The sequence below is a fragment of the Peribacillus sp. TH27 genome (assembly GCF_016650915.1).
Taxonomy (GTDB): domain Bacteria; phylum Bacillota; class Bacilli; order Bacillales; family DSM-1321; genus Peribacillus; species Peribacillus butanolivorans.
Genome location: NZ_JAEKEV010000002.1, coordinates 4,183,331 through 4,206,611, shown reverse-complemented (window position 1 = coordinate 4,206,611; position 23,281 = coordinate 4,183,331). Strand labels below are relative to the sequence as shown.

The 23,281-nt window shown below is 37.6% G+C and carries 21 protein-coding genes and 1 pseudogene; 11 read left to right on the top strand and 11 right to left on the bottom strand.

Annotation, left to right across the window (positions count from 1 at the left end):
* Nucleotides 1-140: 140 nt before the first annotated feature.
* Nucleotides 141-1,052: an HNH endonuclease gene (locus JFU24_RS21655; RefSeq protein ID WP_242485380.1), complete on the bottom strand. Its 912-nt coding sequence runs from the start codon at nt 1,050-1,052 to the stop codon at nt 141-143.
* Between the two features lie 493 nt (nt 1,053-1,545).
* Between JFU24_RS21655 and JFU24_RS21650 the strand changes: the two genes are divergently transcribed.
* From JFU24_RS21650 to JFU24_RS21620, 8 genes are all read left to right on the top strand, one after another.
* A complete protein-coding gene (locus tag JFU24_RS21650) occupies nt 1,546-1,764 on the top strand; it encodes a helix-turn-helix transcriptional regulator (protein WP_034309806.1) in 219 nt (72 codons plus the stop codon).
* A 17-nt stretch (nt 1,765-1,781) separates the two neighbouring features.
* Nucleotides 1,782-2,180 (top strand): hypothetical protein, encoded by a 399-nt coding sequence (locus tag JFU24_RS21645; RefSeq protein WP_201250459.1) that lies wholly within the window; start codon nt 1,782-1,784, stop codon nt 2,178-2,180.
* Between the two features lie 88 nt (nt 2,181-2,268).
* Nucleotides 2,269-3,102 carry a hypothetical protein gene (locus JFU24_RS21640; protein WP_201250458.1) on the top strand — a complete coding sequence of 278 codons (834 nt, stop codon included), beginning with the start codon at nt 2,269-2,271 and terminating at the stop codon, nt 3,100-3,102.
* 299 nt (nt 3,103-3,401) lie between these two features.
* Nucleotides 3,402-3,527: a S8 family serine peptidase gene (locus tag JFU24_RS31405; RefSeq protein ID WP_446728305.1), complete on the top strand. Its 126-nt coding sequence runs from the start codon at nt 3,402-3,404 to the stop codon at nt 3,525-3,527.
* A 206-nt stretch (nt 3,528-3,733) separates the two neighbouring features.
* A complete protein-coding gene (locus tag JFU24_RS21635) occupies nt 3,734-3,973 on the top strand; it encodes a hypothetical protein (RefSeq protein WP_057219819.1) in 240 nt (79 codons plus the stop codon).
* 17 nt (nt 3,974-3,990) lie between these two features.
* Complete coding sequence (locus tag JFU24_RS21630; RefSeq protein WP_072273495.1) at nt 3,991-4,146, top strand: YvrJ family protein; 156 nt, start codon at nt 3,991-3,993, stop codon at nt 4,144-4,146.
* The gene (locus tag JFU24_RS21625) at nt 4,143-4,340 is read left to right on the top strand and encodes a hypothetical protein (protein ID WP_201250457.1); all 198 of its coding nucleotides are present in this window, start codon (nt 4,143-4,145) and stop codon (nt 4,338-4,340) included. The genes JFU24_RS21630 and JFU24_RS21625 overlap by 4 nt, the downstream gene beginning before the upstream one ends.
* Nucleotides 4,327-4,917 (top strand): sigma-70 family RNA polymerase sigma factor, encoded by a 591-nt coding sequence (locus JFU24_RS21620; RefSeq protein ID WP_201250456.1) that lies wholly within the window; start codon nt 4,327-4,329, stop codon nt 4,915-4,917. Before JFU24_RS21625 ends, JFU24_RS21620 begins: the two co-directional genes overlap by 14 nt.
* A gap of 595 nt (nt 4,918-5,512) precedes the next feature.
* On the opposite strand, the gene JFU24_RS21615 is transcribed toward JFU24_RS21620, so the two are convergent.
* Nucleotides 5,513-6,025: a helix-turn-helix domain-containing protein gene (locus tag JFU24_RS21615; protein WP_201250455.1), complete on the bottom strand. Its 513-nt coding sequence runs from the start codon at nt 6,023-6,025 to the stop codon at nt 5,513-5,515.
* A gap of 173 nt (nt 6,026-6,198) precedes the next feature.
* Here JFU24_RS21615 and JFU24_RS21610 point away from each other — a divergent pair, with 173 nt between their 5' ends.
* Together JFU24_RS21610 and JFU24_RS21605 are read left to right on the top strand one after the other, a co-directional pair.
* Nucleotides 6,199-7,497 (top strand): MFS transporter, encoded by a 1,299-nt coding sequence (locus tag JFU24_RS21610; RefSeq protein WP_201250454.1) that lies wholly within the window; start codon nt 6,199-6,201, stop codon nt 7,495-7,497.
* 34 nt (nt 7,498-7,531) lie between these two features.
* The gene (locus JFU24_RS21605; protein WP_201250453.1) at nt 7,532-8,515 is read left to right on the top strand and encodes an ornithine cyclodeaminase family protein; all 984 of its coding nucleotides are present in this window, start codon (nt 7,532-7,534) and stop codon (nt 8,513-8,515) included.
* Between the two features lie 183 nt (nt 8,516-8,698).
* Here JFU24_RS21605 and JFU24_RS21600 read toward each other — a convergent pair.
* From JFU24_RS21600 to JFU24_RS21560, 9 genes and pseudogenes are all read right to left on the bottom strand, one after another.
* Nucleotides 8,699-8,797: pseudogene (locus JFU24_RS21600) on the bottom strand (excalibur calcium-binding domain-containing protein); the annotation flags it as partial.
* A 72-nt stretch (nt 8,798-8,869) separates the two neighbouring features.
* Nucleotides 8,870-9,325 (bottom strand): SRPBCC family protein, encoded by a 456-nt coding sequence (locus tag JFU24_RS21595; RefSeq protein WP_201250452.1) that lies wholly within the window; start codon nt 9,323-9,325, stop codon nt 8,870-8,872.
* 173 nt (nt 9,326-9,498) lie between these two features.
* Nucleotides 9,499-12,669 carry an ATP-binding cassette domain-containing protein gene (locus tag JFU24_RS21590; RefSeq protein WP_201250451.1) on the bottom strand — a complete coding sequence of 1,057 codons (3,171 nt, stop codon included), beginning with the start codon at nt 12,667-12,669 and terminating at the stop codon, nt 9,499-9,501.
* Nucleotides 12,670-12,942: 273 nt separating this feature from the next.
* Nucleotides 12,943-13,077, bottom strand: coding sequence for a small, acid-soluble spore protein L (gene sspL, locus JFU24_RS21585; RefSeq protein WP_053347589.1), 135 nt, complete (start codon nt 13,075-13,077; stop codon nt 12,943-12,945).
* A gap of 182 nt (nt 13,078-13,259) precedes the next feature.
* Nucleotides 13,260-15,599, bottom strand: coding sequence for an RNA polymerase recycling motor HelD (gene helD / locus JFU24_RS21580; protein WP_201250450.1), 2,340 nt, complete (start codon nt 15,597-15,599; stop codon nt 13,260-13,262).
* 1,340 nt (nt 15,600-16,939) lie between these two features.
* On the bottom strand, nt 16,940-18,517 hold the full coding sequence (locus JFU24_RS21575) for a malate:quinone oxidoreductase (protein ID WP_342214754.1): 1,578 nt from the start codon (nt 18,515-18,517) through the stop codon (nt 16,940-16,942).
* Nucleotides 18,518-19,223: 706 nt separating this feature from the next.
* Nucleotides 19,224-19,979 carry a 3-hydroxybutyrate dehydrogenase gene (locus JFU24_RS21570; RefSeq protein WP_201250448.1) on the bottom strand — a complete coding sequence of 252 codons (756 nt, stop codon included), beginning with the start codon at nt 19,977-19,979 and terminating at the stop codon, nt 19,224-19,226.
* A 38-nt stretch (nt 19,980-20,017) separates the two neighbouring features.
* Nucleotides 20,018-20,449: a lipocalin-like domain-containing protein gene (locus JFU24_RS21565; RefSeq protein WP_053347593.1), complete on the bottom strand. Its 432-nt coding sequence runs from the start codon at nt 20,447-20,449 to the stop codon at nt 20,018-20,020.
* 110 nt (nt 20,450-20,559) lie between these two features.
* The gene (locus JFU24_RS21560) at nt 20,560-21,873 is read right to left on the bottom strand and encodes a GntP family permease (protein WP_201223157.1); all 1,314 of its coding nucleotides are present in this window, start codon (nt 21,871-21,873) and stop codon (nt 20,560-20,562) included.
* A gap of 429 nt (nt 21,874-22,302) precedes the next feature.
* Here JFU24_RS21560 and JFU24_RS21555 point away from each other — a divergent pair, with 429 nt between their 5' ends.
* Nucleotides 22,303-23,220: a LysR family transcriptional regulator gene (locus JFU24_RS21555; protein ID WP_201250447.1), complete on the top strand. Its 918-nt coding sequence runs from the start codon at nt 22,303-22,305 to the stop codon at nt 23,218-23,220.
* Nucleotides 23,221-23,281 lie beyond the last annotated feature (61 nt).

The window sequence follows — 23,281 nt, the reverse complement described above, 5'->3', positions numbered from 1 at the left end:
AACCTTTAAACAGTTTCAAACAATACTTGAATATTTTTTCATTATTCAACATTTTTCATTTTCACTTTTAGTTACATTAAAGCTGTGCTTCATCATATCTCGTTCCCCTTGGATCATAATAAATAACTGATATTGCTTAGCTACTTTTTATAACAGTTTTCCCTATGCCATTTAAGATAGTTTTCTGCATTCCGATTGTGAGAGATAGATATATTTTCTTTTGAAAGCATTTTATTTTTAGTTTCTTCCATTAATTTCGGTGAAATAATAATATTTCCATCTATTGAAAATGTTATATATCCAGCATCAAACAGCTTATCATGATTTGGACATAGCAAAAGACCATTATTAATATCCAGACGTTCATTATGAGAACTATCTTTCCACGGCTTAATATGACTCGCTATCAGAAATTGTGTATCTTTTAAACCACACAATTCACACTCTTGGGATCTCAACAGAAGTCTCCTTTTAAAATCTCCATGCCCTTTTCTTAAGACCACTTCACGTACTACATCCGTATCTATATTTTCATTAGCCAGGATTTTTTCTAATAACAGAACCTTATCTTCTTTATCAGATTGAAATTCATATGGTACAACTGTGAAAACTCCGTCTTTTCCTTCTGCAACTATCAAACCCAAACCCAATATTTTATTTTGACTCTTTTTGATCTTATGCATGATTCCTATTGGTATTTTATGTTCCAGATTATATCTTGCTGCTTTAATATCACTGATCTTTCTATTATCCTTCTCACCTCTCGGAGGATGCATATTTATCCTGGTAAAACTTTCACCTTTTTCTTTCCACACAATCTGCTCCCCATAGTTATCCTCTGATTCAGTAGCCTGATAAGATAAAAGGTATGGTTTTCCAGCAGGTTTATAAAAGCCTCTAATAAGATCGTGAAGAATATGAGTGCCAGAAACAAACTCATCGATTGGCAATCTTTCAGCAGAATTTCTCCCCTTTATCTGTTCTTTTCCAATAAAAATCCTTCCTTTATACGCTTGGAATTTTCTTAAAACTCCCTCTTGTATTTCTTCCATTCATGTTTCTCCTTATTAATAAAGTTAGTTTTCAACGTGGAAATAGTAATATATACCCGTTATTATATTAGCATTAAAAAACATAACCTTCCAAACCTCTTAATCTTCAATATTCAAGATCTGAAAATCGTCTAAACCCTGAATTTATTTATAATAAATACTTTTTACAAACAAAAAAAAGCTAGCGGCCCCCGGTGGCTTTTCCCTTATGCATGTGTCATATAATTCGAGATATCTTCTTCGAGTGGGATGTTGGTTGCTATATGAAGAAAGCACTCTTATAATGGCTACAAATAAGGCTATGACAATGATTCCGTAGACACACCTTTAAGAGCATGATTTCTGTGGAAATCATGCTCTTTTTTATTTGTTAATAGGGGATAATCATATACTCTAATTTTTTCTCTTTATCTCCAATTTAATTCCTTTTTTCTTTAAATGTATTATTTTCAATCCATTTTGTATATAATACTATACATAAGAGGTGAAAAATTTGAAAAGAGGAAAAGTAAAAAACAACGTGCGGTATTTTCGAAGATTACATGATTTTACTCAAGAAGAACTTTCAGATCGAATAGGTGTACACAGACAAACAATTGTTGCTTTGGAAAAACAAAAATACGAACCCTCAATAGGAATTGTTTTGATGCTCTCTGCTGTATTAAATGAACCAATCGATAAATTATTCTTTTTAGAAGAAAAAACAGATTAAATTCAGGAGGGATCTTTATGCGTTTGAAAAAGTGGATGCTTTTAGTTGGTTATATGTGCTTATTCTTAGGCTTTGGATATTCATGTTATTCAATTTTTGTAGATGAAACAGGGAGTAATTTCTGGGTTATGTGGGGGATAGCTTCTCTTGTTATGGGCTATCAAGTAATTAATTTCTTAGTCGAGAAAAAAAATGATAAGTGGAACAATAGTTACGTTGTTGCAGATCAACGTGTTTTTCGTAAAATTCTAGTTTCTCTCTCTATATCATATGTTTTTATTCTGATTTTTTTATTGATTGGAACAATTGGATTCTATAATGATTTCATTTCAGGCTATAATATTTTGGTCGGAGCTATTATTTCAAGTTTGTTGGTTTTTATGATTTCTCAAATTGCGCAACGTTTTGTACACTAATCCAAATAAAACTTCATATAGGTTGTAAAAAAGTTAGTAAATCCTCCCTTATAGATTGAAAGGTAAAAAATTATAAGGAGGATTTTAAATGACAATCATTAAATCGTTATCTTTAAATGCGCTAGAAAAACAATCGTTTAAAGAGAAAATCCAGGAAAAAGTAACAGCCCAATTTAATCTTGCAGCTGACTTTGGTAAGTTGCAGGCAAACGAAATTGATTATTCTGTGTTAAATGAAGGCAAAGTTGCAAAAATGGAAAGTACGATTGGTAAGCAATTTACTATTCCTGTGAAAACACACGAAGGATTAGATGGTGAAGTACATTACACCGAAGTAAATGGGGCCTACCTTTATAACGTTGCAACTAAAACGACAGATAGAAAGCTATTAGCAGGTCTACGTAAACTTGCTAATTCAAATGAGGAATTTAACAAACTATCAAAGCACCTTATTAAAGATGGTTATACTCTAAACAATGATGAAGAGTATGTAATTCAGAACACCAAGTATTTAGAAGATAAAGAAGGTAAAGTACTTTCAGAGTCCCTAAATATGTTTTCTCTTCCTTTATACCAAAAGGAAAATTTAGTTGGTATGCTATCTATTGATGAAAGTAATATGAAGCCAGTTATTTTAATTGGTAATGAAAGAACATTTGTTCATGAAAATGGAGAAATCGTTACAATCCAGGCAGATTCTTGTTCTTTATCATGGGCAGCATGTATGAACAAACAATTAGGATGTTCTACTTGGAGTGGTTGTTTAATTATATATGGAAGTTGTCTTGGTGCGTGCTGTACTTGTCTAAATCCACTTTCTTGTATTGTATGTGCAGTATGTGCAGTTGCAGTTGTAGGTGCTGCATGGACCTGTAGAATGTGTGTTCCAGGTGCTGCAAGACCAAAAGAATGTCCAAAATAATTTTCAGAGACTGTCTAGTTTAGGCAGTCTCTTTTTCTATTTTAAAATACTAAACAAATAAATTTAGAAAATCACGAAAATGGTTGTTTTATTTGAGACTTTCGGACTTTAAGAAGAGAAGGGGGAAAATTCTAATATTCCGGTTGTGCTGCAGGAAACAATGGCGATGGTGATAATTATAGTTATCAGTTTTTATATCCGGGTTACTACCCTGATGTTTTTCAAGTCGAGGCTTTTAACAAGACTAATCTTCAATTACTAATGAAACGAAGAAATTGATATATATACAGCAGGAATAGATATTAAACACATCTTTTATAAACAATTCTATTGTTTATATGTCAGGGACCTCTATGAGTACCCCACATATTCCTGGAGCAATTTCTTTGCAACAAGAATTCCGATATAAAAACCAAATGAAATAAATTATTTATTAGTCTATGTAGTAAAACTCAAAAGATAGTAGTTGATAATTTAGTAAGGGCTATGGGCTACTACCCTAGGTTAAAAAAGTAACGTTAACAAACATATGCTCCAATTATATCATTCTATAAAATAGGAACAAATAACTAATTATAGTATTATTTAACTAAATAACAAACAATGTTATAGATGTTAAGGAGGATATAAAATGAATAAAGATTTATATGAATTGGTGAGTGAAGCTAAGTCTAAACCTCATAAGTTAGAGCCGGTTATCTTTTTATTTCAACCTAAGATTCTAAAATCATTATTTCAAACAAAACAACAAGAAAGAGAAGATTTAACTCAAGAATTAGTTATTTTGATTATTAAAATCGTAAATAGATACGACGTTGATAAAACTCCAGGATTTTTTGAGTTTCAAACTAAATATCACAAAAAGAAATAAAATGGAGGGGATCTTATATGGAAACTTACACGACCCTTGTTAATATAATTGGTAATTTCGGATTTCCAATCTTTGTTGCCTTATATCTTTTTATTAGGTTCGAAAAGAAATTGGAAAAGCTTGAAAAAGCTATTGTGGAATTAGGAAATAATATTCGAGGAGAGAGAAAATGAATCCAAATATTTTCAAGTGTTTTTGCGAAGTAAGAAATACACAAACATTTATCACACAATGTTTAGATGACAACTCACTCTCCCCTGAAGACAGAGATTTTCTGATTGATTTAGTTCAACGGACATCAGAAATCTCTAATAAAATTGAAAAGTATTATCCACAAAAAAGAGGTGATGATAATGACGAAATCTGATCGTTGCAGCAATCAACTTTTCGCGTTTGAAGATAACAATAAAAAGTTTATAAATAGTAAGATTATAAAATCCTTTTTAAAAGAAGAAAAGAATTATGCACTGTATAAACAAGCCATATGTACTCCATCAAGCAAAAACAAGAATAAATTAGATGAAGAATTCAAAAAACATTTATTTTATATTCGTTTTGTATCGCTCATATCCAAAACCATACATTTTACAGCAATTAAATATGATATAAGTATTAACGATCAAAATAAAAATTCCCCTATCATTCTAAATGCTGAAAATGATGAGTCTATCCCCTTATTAGACACATTTGAAGTTAAAGAAGAAGGATATGAGAATATTTATAATGGTGATGCCGAGACCATCGAAGATATTACCTCAAATAAGGAAATTGCCAACGCTCTATCCCTCTTAACCAATACTCAAAAGAAAACACTAAAGTTAAAATATGTTGATAATTTGGCATTTAAAGAAATAGCGGTAATAATGAACGTTTCGCAGCAGGCAGTTTCTAAAAACCACAAACTAGCAATTAATAAATTAAGGAACCTCCTTCAAGAAAAATAGTTACTTGTCCCCTCCTTTTGACTGCAACCACACTCCCCTTGGGAACCACAAAAAGAGCTCCCATACTAATGCGAAATCGTACTAACATAATAGGCTATGAATACAAATACAAACGTTCTTATAACATTTTATGCTAAAAAGCACTTGGTTGCCTAAAAGGAACCAAGTGCTTTTATCGTGTTCTTGATAGAATAACTTATAAAGTCATTGTAACCTATTTTATTGTACTATCCCTATAGCAAATACTATTAAATAAAAAGTCTCTTTTCTTTTCTATTCTTTTTCATCGATAAATAATTTATTACTTTAATGATTTGATTTAATGTCACACATTTAACTGGGTAAAAAGAAAGGATAGATGAACAGTGAGGAATACCTGTTTACATCTATCCTTTTGTACGACATATGACCTCATTTACAACAACAACCACTTTTTCGTTAACTGGATATACTTTTATCTCAAAACAAAGAAGAAAGCATGGAGCAGAAAAAAAGCTCCTGCTATATGTTTATCTTTTACTATTCCTTGTTCCATTAAAGCGTCCTTTCGTGGAACATTTTGTGAAACAAGATATTCCAAGGATTCACCATGACGTTATTTCGACGATACCACCAAAAACTGGACAGTTTGATCCGAGAAGTTAAACCAGTAATGGGCTTTTCTAGCATCGAACATGAATGACTGCTGTTCATGGAGTTCTATTCTTTCTCCCTCTATTTCCACTGTTAACTTCCCTTCGATAATGAATAAAAATTCATGTCCGGTATGAGAAAAAGCGCTTCCTTTATTTTCCCCTGGCTTTAAAGTGACTAGAATAGGTGAAAAAACAGCATCACGAATGCCGCTGGATAAATTCTGATAATGAAATTGTTCATGATTCGAATCTGAATTTTCTTGGGAGCGGTCCTCAGAAAAAAAGAAACTTGGATTGACATCTAATGTATCAGCGATTTTTTTTAATGACTCTAATGTGACGCTTGATTTTCCCCGTTCTACTTGTGATAAAAAGCTGATCGAAACGCCTGTTTGTTCAGCCAGACTCTTTAATGTTAGTTTTCGCTCTTTCCTCAATAATTTCAGTTTTTTCCCGATTGAATCAAAAGGCATACAGATGCCCCCTTTTTTACATAGTATCTAGCTACATTATACATGACAAATTTTGATGAATGTTTCGTCATTAATAACTTATCAAAAAAATATTGACAGAAAATTTCTAATTATTTAAAATGAAGGAAATAATAAATTGAAGTGATACTTCAATTTTGAAGGGATGACTCAAGATGGAAAAGAAACAAATGCGGCGAATATTAATCGCGAGTTTAGTCGGAAGTTCGATTGAGTGGTTTGACTATTTTTTATATGGGACTGTTGCAGCTCTCGTGTTTAACCAGCTATTCTTCGTGAATGAGGATCCGACAATAGGGCTGTTGCTTTCATATGCATCCTTTGCGTTAGCATTCTTCATCCGCCCTTTTGGCGGAGTGATCTTTAGCCATATTGGCGATCGTATTGGGAGAAAGAAAACACTTGTTTTAACACTTAGTTTAATGGGGGTCGCAACATTTGGGATGGGGCTTCTTCCTACGTATCAAGCCGTTGGCATTTGGGCGCCGATTTTATTAATCACATTGCGCTTAGTTCAAGGTCTAGGAATTGGCGGTGAATGGGGAGGCGCGCTTTTATTGGCCGTTGAATATGCTCCCGCTGAAAAACGGGGCTTGTTCGGAGCTATTCCTCAGATGGGTGTTACGATAGGAATGCTGCTTGGAACCATTGCCTTATCTATTATGACACTGCTTCCTGAAAGCGCATTCATGACTTGGGGATGGCGTTTACCATTCATTTTTAGTGCTTTGCTTGTATTTTTCGGCCTATGGATTCGTAAAGGAATTGATGAAACACCGTCTTTCAAAAAAGTAAAGGAATCCGGAGAAGTTCCAAAGCTACCGATTGTAGAAACTCTTAAGAATTATTGGCGTGAAGTGCTTATCGCCGTGGGAGCCAAAGTGGTAGAAACAGCGCCATTTTATATTTTTAGCACATTTGTCGTATCATATGCTACCTCAACTCTCGGTTTCTCACGGACAGCTACATTGACTGCAGTCATGATTGCAACAATTATAACGACGATTTTAATACCATTCATGGGGATGTTATCTGATACAATTGGCCGCAAAAAGCTGTTTATAGGCGGAACGATTGGGATGGCACTGTTTGCATTCCCATACTTCTGGTTGCTGCAGCAAAAATCGGTACTCTTATTAATCATTGCAACAGTGATAGGCTTAGGGGTTATTTGGGCTCCCATCACAGCTGTTCTTGGAACGATGTTCTCGGAAATTTTCGATGCAAGGATTCGTTATACCGGCATCACGCTTGGATATCAAATCGGGGCAGCTCTGGCAGGAGGAACGGCGCCGCTAGTTGCAACGGCTTTACTTAATAGGTTTAATAACTCCTATGTTCCTGTCGCCATTTATATTATTTTTGCATCTCTCGTGTCATTAGCAGCGATTTGGGCAGTTAAGGATCGTAGCAATCAGAAATTAGACGAAACACATAATAGTAGAGCCATGTAATCTATGGTTCTTTTACTTCAAGGAGGAGAATTGAATGTTGGTTATAAGTGAAAAGGAAATTCAACAATCATATGGAATGAAGGACGCAATTTCGGATGTAAAGGCCGTATTACGTGCACATGGTGCTAGAAGAATAGACAACCCCCATCGCACAGTTCTTGCTTTCCCTCAACACGAGGCATCGGCACTTTACATGCCAAGCGCTGATTTATCCGAAGAAGTTTCGGCGGTCAAAGTTGTTACCATTTTTCCAAAGAATCCTTCAAGGGGGATGGCAACAACACAAGGAGTCATCTTGCTGTCAGATGCAGAAAATGGCGAACATTTAGCATTGTTGAATGCCTCATATTTAACACGTCTCAGAACGGGGGCATTGAGCGGCATTGCCACAGACTTTCTTGCTCGTAAAGACGCCCGGGTTCTCACGATTATTGGAACAGGAGCTATGGGATTTGAACAAGCAATTGGTGTGTTAGCCGTAAGGGACATTGAGCGTATTTTATTAGTGAATCGCACACCAGAGAAAGCGGAGAAATTCGGTGAAAGACTGCGGGCATTCGGAGTAACCGTTCCTTTTGAAGTTTTCGAAGATGTTTCAGCAGCTGTTCGTCAAGCAGATATTATTTGCTGTGCAACCCGCTCGAACGAGCCTGTATTTAACGGGCTGGATTTAAAGCCGGGCACACACATTAACGGGGTCGGGTCTTATCTCCCGCATATGAAAGAAGTGGATAATACCACGGTATCACGCGCTGCTAAAATTATCGTCGACGATTTGGCGGGCGTGAAGGATGAAGCAGGAGAGCTCATTCATGCAGCCAATCAGGGAAATTGGTCGTTTAATGATATTCATGGGGAGCTTTATGAACTTGTAATGCTGACCAAAACAGGCAGGGAAAATGAAGAGGAAATTACCTTCTTTAAATCAGTCGGTGCTGCTTACTTTGACCTCGCTGTGGCAAAAGGCGTTTACTGCCAATCGAAAGAACGGAACATCGGGATGGAGATTGAGGTATAACAGAAGCCAATACATTCTGCTATCGCTGAATGAAATAACAACCCGATTTTTTAAAAAACAGGAGACGTTCAACATGAGACCTAACGCGTTTTTTGTTTGGGGATAATCATTTGCCTTAAATTGCAGTAACATTTCATCTTAAAAAAAGAGACCCTTCTTTCGGAAGGGCCTTTTGAATAATCCTTAATTTTCACAAGCGATCAAGTCTTTATCACGGTCGCTTTTTTTATTGGCATCATATAGTGCCTTTGAAACATGGGGCTTGTATTTCAGTCTGAATCCATCTTGAAAAAAGATGGATCATTTTTATCTGTGGTACTGTGTCGATTGAGGGGGATTGACTTAATTAAATCATTACCTACCCGTTTCTGCTTCAGCTACATTTTTGACACGTTCTAAAAATTCAACTACCACTTTATCGGTAGCAAACAATAAAAATAATTTCACAAACCACTTTAAAGGGCGATTGGTGACTGTATATGTAAAGGAAGTCTTATTATCATTGATTTTATTTAATTCATATAAGGCTGTAATTTCAAACATTTTAGCAAGTGTAAAGCCTACTTTTAGCTTTTTCTCATTCGATGCATTCGAATATTCTAATGTTTCTATATCATACTCTTCTGTTCGTTTTCCTTCTCTATATTTTTGGCGATATACACTTCCAACCACTTCTTCAGTTATTTTAATGGGCTTGTTTTCAACTACTTGAGGCATGATTTGTTGCATATTTTCTACAGAACCATCAAGAAACTTCCAAACCTGTTCAATTGGAGCGTTTATTTCTATTTCTTTTGTCCATTTTTTCAATGAGAATCACCTCTACTTACATTATATTAACTTTACTATGTAAAACCAAATTAACACTGAACTTATATATTCTTGGGTCCATTTGAATAATCTAGGATTACCTGAGCTTCTAAAAAAAGTCCGCCATTATCGGCGGACTTTTTATCAATTGAGTGCTGTTAAGTCATTAAAATTCATTTATTCTGTTCAAGGCATTGATAAACCGCCATCATATCTCGTTTGTTCAATTCACGAATCCGTGCGAAAATCGGAATATCGGCAACGGCCTCGGTACGTTCACTTTCAGCCACGGCATCTTTTACTTTTCCTGTCAGCCAGGTCTGCACGTCGATGTCCTCGACGATTGCTTTACGACCCTCATCATCGATGCCACTGGCATGACAACTCACACAGGGTATCGTTAATTTATACACACCGTCATGGATGTTATCTTCTGAAATGACTTTCTTCCCATTACAGAATGGACATTTATGACTTGCTTTAATTTTATTGATTTGGGTAACGATTTTTTTGTAGCCAAATGCTTCATAGACATAGGTTAGTTTTTTGTATTTGCCATTGGTGAAGTATTTATCAATAATGGTTTCTCTTGTTTCGTTAATATTGGCAAAGTCACAGATGGTGATCTGGTTTTTGCTGCTGATTGCTTCGATATTACCTTTAATGCTGCCCCAGAATGGCAGGGTATTTTGTAAAACCACTTCATACCCGACGAAGCTTGCCAGTTCCAGTTCGAGCATTTTCAACGCCGCTTTTATTTCCCGAGGAAGGAATGAGACATCATCTGTAAGTGCGATATCGCCGCCCACAATCGCTTTTAGTTTTTCCAGTTCTGGGAGCTTCCCTACAATTTTGATGACTTGATCAATCGGCTGTTGGATGATCTCGCGAATGTCTGTATCACCAAATGTTAGTTTTTTATGATGGTTCAGGACCGTTCCTTGACAGACAGGACAGGCGATCATCTCTTTTGATGCTTTCATCTGCTCTTTAATGATCGATTTCGATATGAACATATAACGTCCAATGATGAAATTGAATCCTTCCCATGTCCTTGATGCCTTGCCTGCTTTATCGTAAAAGGACTTTTCCCAATACCCATATAAGAAGGTCTGCTTTTCGGCATCTGTCATCTCATTATAGCTTTTACTAATGTCGTGACCGAGTTCATTCTTGATCTCATCAAACAGGAATTGCAGTTTTGAATGTTGATAAAACTTTAGTACTTCCATCACGTCTGGATGCAATAAGCCATCCCAGAATGGCACGTTTTTGTCTTGAATGACGACATCAAAGTCAAATTTTTCAATGACCCTGCGGCCGGAACAGCTTGGACAATGATTTTCTGCAGAATAGAAATCGAAGCTTCTTGTATCTTTATTAGTCGGATGTGCTGCCACTAGATGGTTGATCATTCCGCCCAATTCATAAAGAAACGTATATTGACTGTACAAGTGCCGTTCAAGATCGATGGCGATCACAGGTGCGATCGTGTCTGACTCGTATTCACCATAAATCACACGAGCAATTGGTGATAAGCTTTTTAAAATGCCGCCCTTATAGACGTTCTCTGCCTTTTTGAAATAGTCCAGATGATTTTCCTGTAAATAATTGATGCCATTTTTTGACCGAAGTGTGGAAGAGATTTGCAATGGTTCCACTCGATCTTCACTGTTTTTGTGACGATAATGATCATCATGACTGACAACTTCAAGATGCTGGACAGGTGCAAGCTGTCTTTTACCAAAATCAACGATATAATCCGAGCTTTCCAGCATATAACCATTATGTTCAATCATGATGATGGAGACTGATTCATCCTCCAGGATGACCCTGACACTATCAATGAATTGGTTTAAAATGTTTTGCGATAACCCTTTTGAAGGCTCGTCAAAAATAAACAGCGTATGTGGGTTTCTTGTCTTCGCGAACAGCTCAGAAACTAAGTGGACACATTGAAATTCACCCGTAGATAGTGTTTGTGTTTTTCTTTCTAACGTCAAATAACCAAGCCCAAGTTTGATCAATAAACTCAAGCGTTTATGAGCGATGTCTTCATTTGGCAATTCTTCGATAATATCTTCAATCGAACGCTGAAAGATATCATCAATTTCATCACTGTATTTGGTGAGTTTCTTTTTAATATCAAGAAACGTCGCAACGGTTGATCGACTGGTAATCGATTTGTTTCGGTCCTGCCCGACCATGACCAGTTTATCCTTTGGATACCGCTTCTGAAAATCTTTAGAGATACATTCATTGACAAGTGTAGATTTACCGCAGCCTGACTCACCCGTAAAGGTAACGAGCCTATTCTTAGGAATCCGGATTTCTTCCATTTGAATATTACGGCAGTAAAGATCCTGAAATTGATAGTATTCCGTTGGCGTTGCTTCATTTCGTTCCCAGCTGATTGGTTTGGGACGTGGTGATTCCTCAACAATTTTCCCGCCATATTTCCCGCTGCCAGGTCCAAAGAACAATTGTTCATCTGTGCTATCTAACACCGTGTCTGAATGATCAATGAGCCAAATTTGATTTTTATAACCTAATTGCTTAATCTGTTCCAAAATTTTCAAAAGTGTTTGATGATCAAGACCGACGGAGATTTCATCAATGATAATCACGGTATTTTCACTTGTTGCCATGAATTCGGCCAAATAAAGCCGTGTTAACTCTCCCCCTGACACTGTCCCCATAATACGGTTTAAGCCTAAATAACCAATATTCATATTGATTATATTTTGGAGAATATGCTGTTTAGCTTCACTAATATGTAATGTCTCTGCAAGTGAAAGGATCGTTTCAATGCTTAAGTTGTTGATATCGGAAATAGTATGCGGGCGATCTAATAATTCAATGGTATATTGCTCGACCTCTTGATTGTAACGCTTCCCCTCACACTTTGGACATTCGACATTTTTCGTCGTCCCGCGTCCTTTACAAGTGGGGCACCAGCCTAAGGCATTATTAAATGAAAAAACTTCCGGAGAAAGATTGAATTTTTCTGCAAGACAAACACGAATTTCTTTAAACACACCAGTATGTGTGCCAATGGTTGAACGGGGATTGGCTGAAATGGATGATTTGCCGAGAAAAAGGACCAGCGGCATTTCTTCCATCTTGATGGCGCTGAAGTTGGTTTCCATAATATTAGGAAATAAATACTGATATTCAGATTTGGGCAATAAGGAAACGAGACGTTTCTTGGATTCTTCCCCAATGGTTTGACAAAAAGTCGTTTTCCCGGAACCGGATAACCCAGCAATTCCTAATGATTGGTCGTCTACAAGTGCTGCATCTAAATGGTTTATATTGTTCGCTATTAATCGATTTATTTTCATTTGTAACTCCTCTCCATTTTTTAAGCTCAGTCTTTCATATTAGCACAGCGACAAATGTATTTGGTATTTTTTTAACCGTAGCTCCATCCTTCTATTCTTTCACATTCCACTGCTCCAAAAACGTATGATTCATCGACAAAAATTGAGGACTTGGAATTAGATTTTTTCCCATAATCAATAAGAGGATTAGAGCCTTCTTAGATTATAAAAGCCCCTCTCGTTTAAGAGAAGGGCATTCTTTACGAAGTATGACCATATTTTTGCCCAATACACTTATTTTGTATTGGACTTTTTTGCCTTGTTTTCAAGTTCGCTTTTGGGCTCAGTGGCGAATTCAACATCTTTTCCATGTCCCTGCGGGTTAGCACTTGGTGCGATTTGGCCTCTTCCTGCTGTCTTTTTACTCATTTCCTTCACCTCCAAGTATATTATGTCCGAACTGTTGTAAATTAAAATGGAGGTCGTTTCTTTCTGTGAACGTCTCTCTAAAATCAGGAACTTATAAAGATTACCCCCAAAAAAAAACCTGCATAGAACTAAAGTCTACACAGGTTTCAAAAAGCTGTTTTTCATATTTGGGGCCCTCTTTGTTAATCCAATGTCAGAAGTAAACTATCCGTTGAAACGTTGAGCAAGAAAGGACTGGGTTCGCCAACAGTATACATCTGTAAGTTATGCATAGCCCTGGTACATGCGGTGTAGAACAATCTTCGTAAGCTCTCATCACCGTATGCTTGCACAGATGCATCATAAATGATGACAGCATCAAATTCGATGCCTTTAGCCAAATAAGCCGGAATGACAACAACACCCTGTTCATATTCATTTGTGCCTTTCTGTACGAGTTTAATTTCACCGATAGTACTAATGGCATCGTATGCAGCGGCACTTTCCGCAGCAGATTTACATATTATTGCGATTGTATTATACTCACGACCTTGAAAGTCTTTGACTTTAGACACGATTTTGTCGTGCAATTCATCACGGTTCGACACTTGAGTCAGTACAGGTTTTTCGCCTTCACGGTCGAACGCCTTAATTCGATGGCCTTCAGGAACTAGTTCACGTGTGAATTCTATAATCTGCTTTGTGGATCTGTAGCTTTGAGCCAAGGTTATACTCTCGGTTTCACTTATTCCGTATAAACTGGTAAGAGTCTGGAAATCCACCCGTTCGCTGGCATGAGCGAATATTGCCTGGTTAAAGTCACCAAGCACGGTCATCCTTGCAGAAGGAAACAACCTTTTCAAAAACTCGAATTGAAATAGAGAATAATCTTGTGCTTCGTCTACAAGCACGTATTTTATAGAAGTATTTGTCTGAAATCCTAGAATTAGCTCCTTCAGTAGCAAAAATGGAGTCGCGTCTTCGTAATGCAGTTTACCTTCGTCCAGCATTTTTTGCGTTGATAAGCAAATTTCCCTTTCGACAGGTGTTTTACCCTCGTTCCACAGTTCAATCCGTATTTGATCGTCAAAAAGTTGCTTGTATATTCCCTTAATGTCGATAAAATGAAGTGCTTTTATCCGTTTGCGTAACGTCTTCAATTTCTTTCGAACAATCATGCGCGCGAGCATTTTATTCTCTTTCTCATAATCGTCAAAGGAATCTTCAGTATGGCCGCGTTTTTTCTCTAAGTAGGTGTATACCTTCTGATAGTCTTCTTTGCTAAGATACTCGATTTCCTCCTGGACCCAAGGTTGTTTCAACTCAAACTTTTCCTTTTCATCAAGTAAGTCACCTAACCACTCTTTCAACTTTTCAATCCTATTGTGAAAACGTAGGGTGGTGTCTGTGTTATAAAATCTTTCTGAGATTTGTTTGGCGGAGACGAGCATTTCCCCTCGAAACCTTAACCCTTTAAAGATCATTCCAGATAATTCTAGTGATTGACTGTATGTTTTGATTATCTCAAAGAAGCGAATTGAAGCCTTAAATCGGATACTCGCTGTCCTAGTGCTATAGGAAGGATCATCCGCTGCAGTTAACAAAAATTCTAATTGCTCATAAGGGTCCTCAACTTGAAATGAGCCAGTCAGACGATGGTCCAAATATTCCTGGAATGTTACCTGCTGCATATTCTCTTCGCCAAGTTCGGGTAGTACATTGGATACGTAGTTATTAAACATTGAGTTAGGAGAGAATAGAATGATTTGATTGGCTTTTAGTCTATCTCGATACTTGTAAAGCAAGTAAGCGATCCGTTGGAGGGCAGCTGATGTCTTACCACTGCCAGCGGCTCCTTGAACAATGAGCAGACGTCCGCGATCGTTCCGGATGATCCTATTTTGCTCCCGTTGAATGGTGGACACAATACTGTGCATATGCTTATCCGTCCCCTTACCAAGCACCTGCTGCAGTATCTCATCTCCAATGGTGAGACTCGTATCGAACATTGATTCGATAACTCCTCCCTTGATGATATATTGCCACTTTTTCTCCAACATCCCCCGGATTATGCCTCCGGGTGTTGAATATTCTACAGGGCCGGGAGGATAGTCATAATAGACACTCGAAATCGGAGCCCTCCAATCGTAGACAATGAAGTTTTCTCCTGTTGTATCAGCAAGAGTGGAGGTCCCAATATAAATATGTTCCGTAAGGGAAGACCCTTCTTCAGTTAAATCAATCCGGCCGAAATAAGGTACTCCCTGCATGCGGCGCAGTGTTGACAACCTCTTGAAAGCATATCTATGTGCCCCTTCGCTTTGTGACAAGTCTTGAGCCTGCTGCCTTAAGCCAATGATCGTCTCGAGGTAATCATCGAAAGTATCCATATTAACCTTGAGGTCATCCCAAAAGTGTTTACGGATATTAACAACTTCTTTTCTACGCTGGGAAGTTTCACCCTCTATTTTGCTGATTTGTTTCGTAATTGTTTCTATCACCTCATCCAAACGTTCTTGCTCCTGCCGAATTTCATTGTTCATATCAGACACTCCTTTAAAAAATGAGAAATTAGGGGTTGACTAGAGGTGAGTTTTACCTTATACTTATAGTAAGGGGTAAACTGTTTTTATATATTGATAAATGTGTTTCTATACTAATTTATCACAATTTCTGAATTATATCAATATATATTGCACATCAGTTGCCATAATAAATCGTCGTTTTAAACTCTAATTTAACATATACATCCAGTAACCAGTTGAGCATGTAGCTTGGCTGGTTATTTTTTTTGACTATTTACATATTTGAAAGCCTCATTGCTTTGCTGGTCACTGATTTCATGGCAGCTACGACACTCTCATCAACGGCGATTCGTAGTATCCCATGACATAACGGCAGATCCTATTCCACCCATACCGATAATTCCTAATACTTTATAAAGCGATGGAATTAGTCAAACTATTAGAAAATGAATTAACTGTTTTCATTCAAAGGTGATTGAAACGGAAGGTGCGAGACTCCTGCAGGAATAGTACGTCAAGGGAGACCCCGCAGGCAGCGCCGAGGAGGCTCCCCGACCACCCGCGGAAAGCGAGTGCATGGAGTGGAAATCAATTATCGAGGTTGTCTACAGTATGAAGCCCTCCTTTATAGAGAGGGCTTCTAATTTTTATAACAAATGTGATTGAAACGGAAGGTGCGAGACTCCTGCGGGAATAGTGCGTCCAAGGGAGACCCCCGCAGGCAGCGCCGATAAGGCTCCCGGACCACCCGCGGAAAGCGAGTGCCTGGAGTGAAGATCAATTATCAAGGTTGTCTACAATCTGAAGCCCTCCTTTAAAGAGAGGGCTTCTAATTTTTAAAACAAATGTGATTTGAACGGAAGGTGCGAGACTCCTGCGGGAATAGTGCGTCCAAGGGAGACCCCGCAGGCAGCGCCGAGGAGGCTCCCGGACCACCCGCGGAAAGCGAGTACCTGGAGTGGAAATCAATTATCGAGTTTGTCTACAGTCTGAAGCCTTCCTTTATAGAGAGGGCTTGTTTGTTTTGCAGGATGAGTAAAATACTGAATAATCCAGGATTAAAAAATGGATAGCCCCTAAAAGACTATCCAGCGTCATTCATTCCACTATTCTCTCATTTATATGCTGTTAAAAAATCACTTTACCCTTACCCCTGATTTGATCAAAGTAGGTGGAATCCCCCCACTTTTTCTTACCATCACTTATGATCCGGTTCTCCGTAGCCATTCTAACTGCAAATTCCAAAAAAAAGAACCTTCAATCCATAGATAGATCGAAGGTTCTATGTTTTATTTTTCATTCATTGCCTTTTCAATCGCTTCATCAAGGAAACATTGTCCTTTGATAAAAAATGTTGCTTAAGCTTTTTGAAGTGACTTTGCTTCTGCATCTAAAGAATTAACTTGGTTCGGCAAGTCTTCGTTTAGACCAAGCGCCTGCGCTGTTGAAGCAAGAAGTTCGTGGAAAAGCTCTGGGTTTTCCACTAGTGACACGCCATAAGAAGGTATCATTTCTTTTAATTTCGGTTCCCACTCTTTTAGATGTTGCGGGAAGCATTTTCTCATTACTTCAAGCATAACGTGAACAGCGGTAGAAGCACCAGGAGAAGCGCCTAGTAATGCAGCTATCGTGCCATCAGCGTCACTAACCACTTCCGTACCAAATTGAAGTGTTCCTTTGCCGCCTTCAACAGTATCCTTGATAACTTGCACACGTTGGCCTGCTACCACTAAATCCCAATCTTCACTTTTGGCGTTCGGAACAAACTCACGTAATTCTTCCATGCGCTGTTCTTTCGATAACATAAGTTGCTGGATCAGGTATTTTGTCAATGACATCTCTTTTGCGCCTGCTGCCAACATAGTTACGAGATTATCCGGTTTTACTGAAGTTACCAAATCGAGCATTGAGCCATTTTTTAAAAACTTTGGTGAGAAGCCAGCAAACGGTCCAAATAGCAACGATTTTTGGTTGTTGATATATCTTGTGTCAAGATGCGGAACAGACATTGGCGGAGCACCAACCGAAGCTTTTCCGTATACTTTTCCATGATGCTGCTCTGCAATTTCCGGATTGTTACACACCATGAATATTCCACTTACCGGGAATCCCCCAATATGTTTTCCTTCAGGAATACCAGTTTTTTGCAGTAAATGCAAGCTTCCTCCCCCGGCGCCGATAAAGACGAATTTTGCAGTATGGCGTTCGACAGTACCGCTATCGAGGTTTTTCACTTTCAATTCCCACAATCCGTCGCTAGTACGTTTAATATTATTAACACTATGCTTATAGTTTATATCGACATTCTTAGTCTTTAAGTGGTCAAATAATAAACGCGTTAAGGCGCCAAAGTTGACATCTGTTCCAGAATCGATTTTTGTTGCTGCTATAGGTTCATTTAAAGTTCGGTCTTTCAACATAACTGGAATCCATTCCATCAGTTTTTCAGGATCATCGGAAAATTCCATTCCTTCAAACAGTGGATTGTTTGACATTGCTTCAAAACGTTTTTTCAAAAACTTTACATTTTCTTCCCCATGTACGTAACTCAAATGAGGCAATGGCATGATAAAGTCCTGCGGATTACCTATCAGATTGCTATTTACAAGATAAGACCAGAACTGTCTTGAAAGCTGAAACTGTTCATTAATTTTTATAGCTTTGCTAATATCTACGGATCCATCCGGTTTTTCGACAGTATAGTTAAGCTCGCAAAGTGCAGAATGCCCGGTTCCCGCATTATTCCACTCGTTAGAGCTTTCCTCACCTGCGTCTGCGAGTTTCTCAAACACTGTAATTTTCCAGTCCGGTACTAATTCTTTTAGCAATGTCCCCAAAGTCGCACTCATGACTCCGGCACCAATTAAGATAACGTCTGTTTCAGTTTGTCTGTTACTCATTTTTACCATATCCTTATAAAGATTTGCAGAAAGGATGTAGACGCTCCTGCTTAAGCGTCACGGTAAGCCAAGACGCAACCAAGGAACACACCTTTTCTGTATGCATTTTTAACCCTATATAGTATATCACTATTATTTATAGATTTAAATATCAACTATTATATAACACCAAGATCTTTATCCAGCTTCTTGCAAAGGTTAAGGCTTTGGTTTGCCGTTATCAGTGAACCTCCACGTTTCTTAGTTGCACTGTACTGGATTATTTTAGAAATGAAAAATGTTCCCCCTTCTTTTGCAGATATTTCAAAATAACGTCAGATTTTCGAACTCTGGGAATATCCCCCGTTTTAGTTATTTTATTTAATCAAAAATATGCACTTCAAACATTATATAACAGTTTATGACGTAGTTGGATACTTTGTCGTTATATTAGATGAACTTTTTTAACTAACCTTTTTTTAGTAAAAAAAGATTCATTCTCGGAGTTTGCGATTAGTGATGATGCTCTCCTCATTTTAAAAGGAAATGCCCGCTACATTTTCCACAGAAAAGGACAAACATTAAAAAAAGGCAGTCGCTTTCAATATGTTGATGAGGATCGTAAAAAAATTAGCGGCTGTTTAGCCACGCGCGGTGAAAGAGGGTATTTGTTTAGAGATTCCCATACAAGTAAAATAACCAAAAAGCATGATTTCCGCGGAAATCATGCTCCTTTATATTTATAGGGGATAAATCGGAATAATTAAATCCCGCCTGCAACGCCGATTTCTTCGCCTGTGATGGCTCCTGCACCGTCTGAGGCTAAGAATACAGCTGTAGCACCAATTTCTGAAGGCTCTAGTAAACGTTTGATCCATTGTTTACCTAGGATGTGGTGGTTTAGAGCCTCTTCTACAGTTGTTCCATCTTGTTCTGCAAGTTTTGGTAGTTGTTTTTCGATTAATTCTGTACGTACTGGGCCTGGCTCAATCGTATTACATGTGATACCTTTCAATGCGTTTTCTAATGCTGTAACTTTCGTAAAGCCAACTTGGCCAAATTTAGCAGCACAATAAGCAGATTTATAAGCATCCGGAATTCTTCCGTGAGCTGAGGAAATATTGATAATACGTCCTTTTTTCTGTTTTTGCATAGCTGGTAGTGCATGTTTAGTCAATAAGAATGTTCCTTTTAAAATAACGTCATTTACAAGATCCCATTTTTCTACAGGGAAGTCTTCGATTGGAGAAATGAATTGAAGTCCTGCATTATTGACTAATACGTCAACTGTACCACGTTCAGCAATGACTTGTTCGACAGCAGCTTTTACGTTTGGTTCGTCTGCTACGTTTACTTTGTAGCCTTTTGCATTGCCTAGTTTTTCAGCTGAACTTATAGCTGCTTCTTCATTTAAATCAAAGATTGCTACAAAATCTCCATTATTGATGAAAGATTCTGCAATAGCGTATCCAATCCCTTGTGCTGCCCCTGTTACGATTACTGTGCGTTCGTTTGTCATAATCCCTATCTCCCTTTGTTCGTATTTTCGATTTAACTTTAATGTTTAGTTACTCGTTTCCAAATAAGTTTGTCTTCTGGATGAAGACCATTGAAAATAACCACTTGGTCTCCCTCAATTTTCGCGATACGAGGCTGAGCCTGATTAAGCCAAGTTGGATTCAAACTGACATCCATATGATGTATTAACTGATGGTTTTCTTCATCTACTTCAAACTGTCCTGAATAGGCCAAATACCCATGCGCAGCTGTAGCCATTTCTTCTAGAGTCCCTGAGTGCAAGTCTCCAGATTGATAAGCAGGACGCCCAGATGCCATGAGTTGAGCTGACATATAGCCATCTGGATTATACATAATGAAACCTTTTGCATCTTTACCCAAAGGATAAATCACATGTCCATCAGCGTCTTGCGTTTCGTATGAAACCAATGACCATGTACCAACTACTTGATCACGCATTGATTTCTCCATTCTTAATCACCTCCTTGAAATGTGGTAGCCTTCTTACATGTAAGCTTGTCCTGTACTCGTTTTTCGATTTCTTAGTAGTAGATAGACTTTTTATCACTAGATTTTTGTGATTAATAGAACATAATACCAATCACCAATGCGACGATTAGTCCGATTATGTTTGGTAATGTCATGCTATAGAAAGAATATTTAAAGGCATTTTTATGATTCAAGCCTGTTAATGCGAACAATGAAAGAATAGCACCAGCATGAGGTAAGCCTGTAAATACAGATGAAGCAATCGCTGAAATACGGTGCATCGCATCTGGATTCACGCCCATAGCTAGATAAGACTGCGCGAATGCCTCCATCGCAATTCCTAGTCCTCCTGATGAAGAACCTGTAATGGCACCAAGTGCGGCTGAAGCGACTGTTAAGCTAATTAATGGGTTACCTGGAATTCCTAAAATGAAATCTGAAATCACTTTAAACCCTGGTGCCATGGTAATCACTACACCAAACGCAACAGTTGTTGCTGTGAAGAAAATAGGCGTGATTGAACCATTCGCACCTAAGCTAAGTGCTGCCTTGTGTGACGGAATGTATTTGTGGAAAAATACAGCCGCTACTATAATTGCTGCCGCCAAGCCAATTAATACGATATTGGCAACCTTCATTGCACTCCCTGCAAAAATAATAATAATTAATATAAGAATCGGTAAAATACTTATAAAGAATGAAGGGATTTTTTCTTTTAAAATGGCTTTACCCTTATCTTCTTGTGCATAAGTAGCAAAAGTATCACCATTTGCCAAGCTTTTATTCAATGCATACCTTAAATAAAAGATCCCTACTACAATGGCAACAATTGTTGCGGCAATCCCCATTAAAGGAGCTGCAGTTAAAGTAGTGCCTAAGTAAGTCGTTGGGACAACGTTTTGAATCGATGGTGTCCCAGGAAGCATCGTCATCGTAAATGTCCCAATCCCCATAAATACGGGAATAACGACTAAATTCCATCCGATATTTAATTGCTTAAATAAAGGTTTCGCTAATGGAACCACCACAAATAAAACGACAAATAAACTAATGCCACCGAAAGTTAAAATTGCGCTGATCGCATAAATGGCAATTAATACGGAAAAGGGTTTTTCTGTACCTGTGATGGATAGTACCTTCTCTGCGATTGCCTGTGCTGCGCCACTTTTCTCTATATACTGTGCTAAAATTGCACCTAATAAAAATACGCCAAAGAAATTTATTAAAAAGCCCGTTAGCCCTGTCATAAATGATGTTTCATTTCCAATTAAAGAAGGAAAGAAATTCATGCCATTCGTCACAATGACAACAATTGAGGCAAGCGGGGCAATAAATACGATGCTAAAACCCTTCATTGCTAGAATGACGATTAGAGCAATCGCAATTAAAATACCGATTGTACCCATAATGTGTTTTCTCCTGTCTCTATCTTTATTTTGTAAGATAAATTCGCATGTAGTTTATATTGCTATAGCTTAACCGTTTCAACTCAGTAAGAAGTATCATTCATAAAAAAACACCAATGAAAATTTTCATTTGGTTTTCTTTGGATCACTACTTCATTATTTTGTTAAACAGACGAAGATTAAAATTTCCCCTTAACAAGTGCGTGCAGCACCACCGTTTTAAGTTGTTTCATGAACTATACCCCTTTCATTTCCCCCTGGACATAAGTATTTGTTACGTTCCTGTTTCCCCATCCCCCTAAATTAAATGAGTTACGAATTGTTTTAAGCAACAACTACTATTCAAATATAATATTTTAAAAAATATAAGTGAAATATATAATAATGATATATTCTATAAATTTTAGTAATAAATAAGGGCGTGATTGTATGGATTTTAAACAAATACAGTATTTTACCGAAGTCGTTAACCAAGGAAGCTTCTCTAAAGCTGCTGAACACTTATTTTTATCACAACCAAACATCAGTAAATCCATTAAAGATTTAGAAAAAGAACTGGATGCTAAGTTGTTAACTAGAACCACAAGGAAGATTGAACTGACCGATACAGGAAAATTACTCTATCATTACGGGCAACGCATTTCCCAATCCATCGAGCATTTTTATGACGAATTAGATGATATTAAGAATAGTAAAAAGGGAAATATAAAAATGGGCATTTTTTCAACACTTGGAACGGACATTTTCTCTGAACTCATGGCTCTATTCCACATAGAATATCCTCTTATCACTGTCCGCTTCGTTGAGGATGGTGCCCTTCATTTAAAAAATACATTACTTAATGGCGAACTAGATTTAGTAGTAATGCCCTTACCCATTGATGATGAGTTTGATAGCATTCCGTTTATGAAAGGTGATTTACGTCTTGTTGTTCATCAGAACCATCGATTTGCCAATCAAGAGACGGTATCATTGGAGGATTTAAGGGAAGAAAGCTTCATCATCTTTCGGGAAGGCTACCAAGTTCATGAATTAATCATGCAAGCATGTAAGCTAAACGGCTTTGAACCAAACGTTATTTGCGAAACATCACAGTGGAAATTCATTATGGAAATGGTCTCCTTTAATCAAGGAATAACAATCCTCCCTCAAAGTGACCTAAAAGAAATTGATGTAAGCGAAGGAAAGATCAAAGTCATTCCACTTATCCCCCATATAAATTGGCAAATCGGTATCGCTTGGAAAAAAGACAGCTATATCTCCTACGCTACTAGAACTTGGATCGATTTTATTAAAACCAAGCTAGAAGCCAGCAGAGAAAAACCAAGTGATGTTTGGAAAACTTAATACCCATTATTTCCAACAGACAATAGTAATTTATCGCTTTACACAAGGAAGAGACCACCAA

Bases quoted from the DNA above. Each gene is read 5' to 3' on its own strand.
- JFU24_RS21565 (WP_053347593.1), bottom strand. From the start codon at position 20,449: ATGGAGAAATCAATGCGTGATCAAGTAGTTGGTACATGGTCATTGGTT.
- JFU24_RS21555 (WP_201250447.1), top strand. From the start codon at position 22,303: ATGGATTTTAAACAAATACAGTATTTTACCGAAGTCGTTAACCAAGGA.
- JFU24_RS21655 (WP_242485380.1), bottom strand. From the start codon at position 1,052: ATGGAAGAAATACAAGAGGGAGTTTTAAGAAAATTCCAAGCGTATAAA.
- JFU24_RS21635 (WP_057219819.1), top strand. From the start codon at position 3,734: ATGAATAAAGATTTATATGAATTGGTGAGTGAAGCTAAGTCTAAACCT.
- JFU24_RS21620 (WP_201250456.1), top strand. From the start codon at position 4,327: ATGACGAAATCTGATCGTTGCAGCAATCAACTTTTCGCGTTTGAAGAT.
- JFU24_RS21625 (WP_201250457.1), top strand. From the start codon at position 4,143: ATGAATCCAAATATTTTCAAGTGTTTTTGCGAAGTAAGAAATACACAA.
- JFU24_RS21610 (WP_201250454.1), top strand. From the start codon at position 6,199: ATGGAAAAGAAACAAATGCGGCGAATATTAATCGCGAGTTTAGTCGGA.
- helD (WP_201250450.1), bottom strand. From the start codon at position 15,599: ATGAACAATGAAATTCGGCAGGAGCAAGAACGTTTGGATGAGGTGATA.
- JFU24_RS21630 (WP_072273495.1), top strand. From the start codon at position 3,991: ATGGAAACTTACACGACCCTTGTTAATATAATTGGTAATTTCGGATTT.
- JFU24_RS21615 (WP_201250455.1), bottom strand. From the start codon at position 6,025: ATGCCTTTTGATTCAATCGGGAAAAAACTGAAATTATTGAGGAAAGAG.
- JFU24_RS21645 (WP_201250459.1), top strand. From the start codon at position 1,782: ATGCGTTTGAAAAAGTGGATGCTTTTAGTTGGTTATATGTGCTTATTC.
- JFU24_RS21560 (WP_201223157.1), bottom strand. From the start codon at position 21,873: ATGGGTACAATCGGTATTTTAATTGCGATTGCTCTAATCGTCATTCTA.
- JFU24_RS21605 (WP_201250453.1), top strand. From the start codon at position 7,532: ATGTTGGTTATAAGTGAAAAGGAAATTCAACAATCATATGGAATGAAG.
- JFU24_RS21570 (WP_201250448.1), bottom strand. From the start codon at position 19,979: ATGACAAACGAACGCACAGTAATCGTAACAGGGGCAGCACAAGGGATT.
- JFU24_RS21590 (WP_201250451.1), bottom strand. From the start codon at position 12,669: ATGAAAATAAATCGATTAATAGCGAACAATATAAACCATTTAGATGCA.
- JFU24_RS21640 (WP_201250458.1), top strand. From the start codon at position 2,269: ATGACAATCATTAAATCGTTATCTTTAAATGCGCTAGAAAAACAATCG.
- sspL (WP_053347589.1), bottom strand. From the start codon at position 13,077: ATGAGTAAAAAGACAGCAGGAAGAGGCCAAATCGCACCAAGTGCTAAC.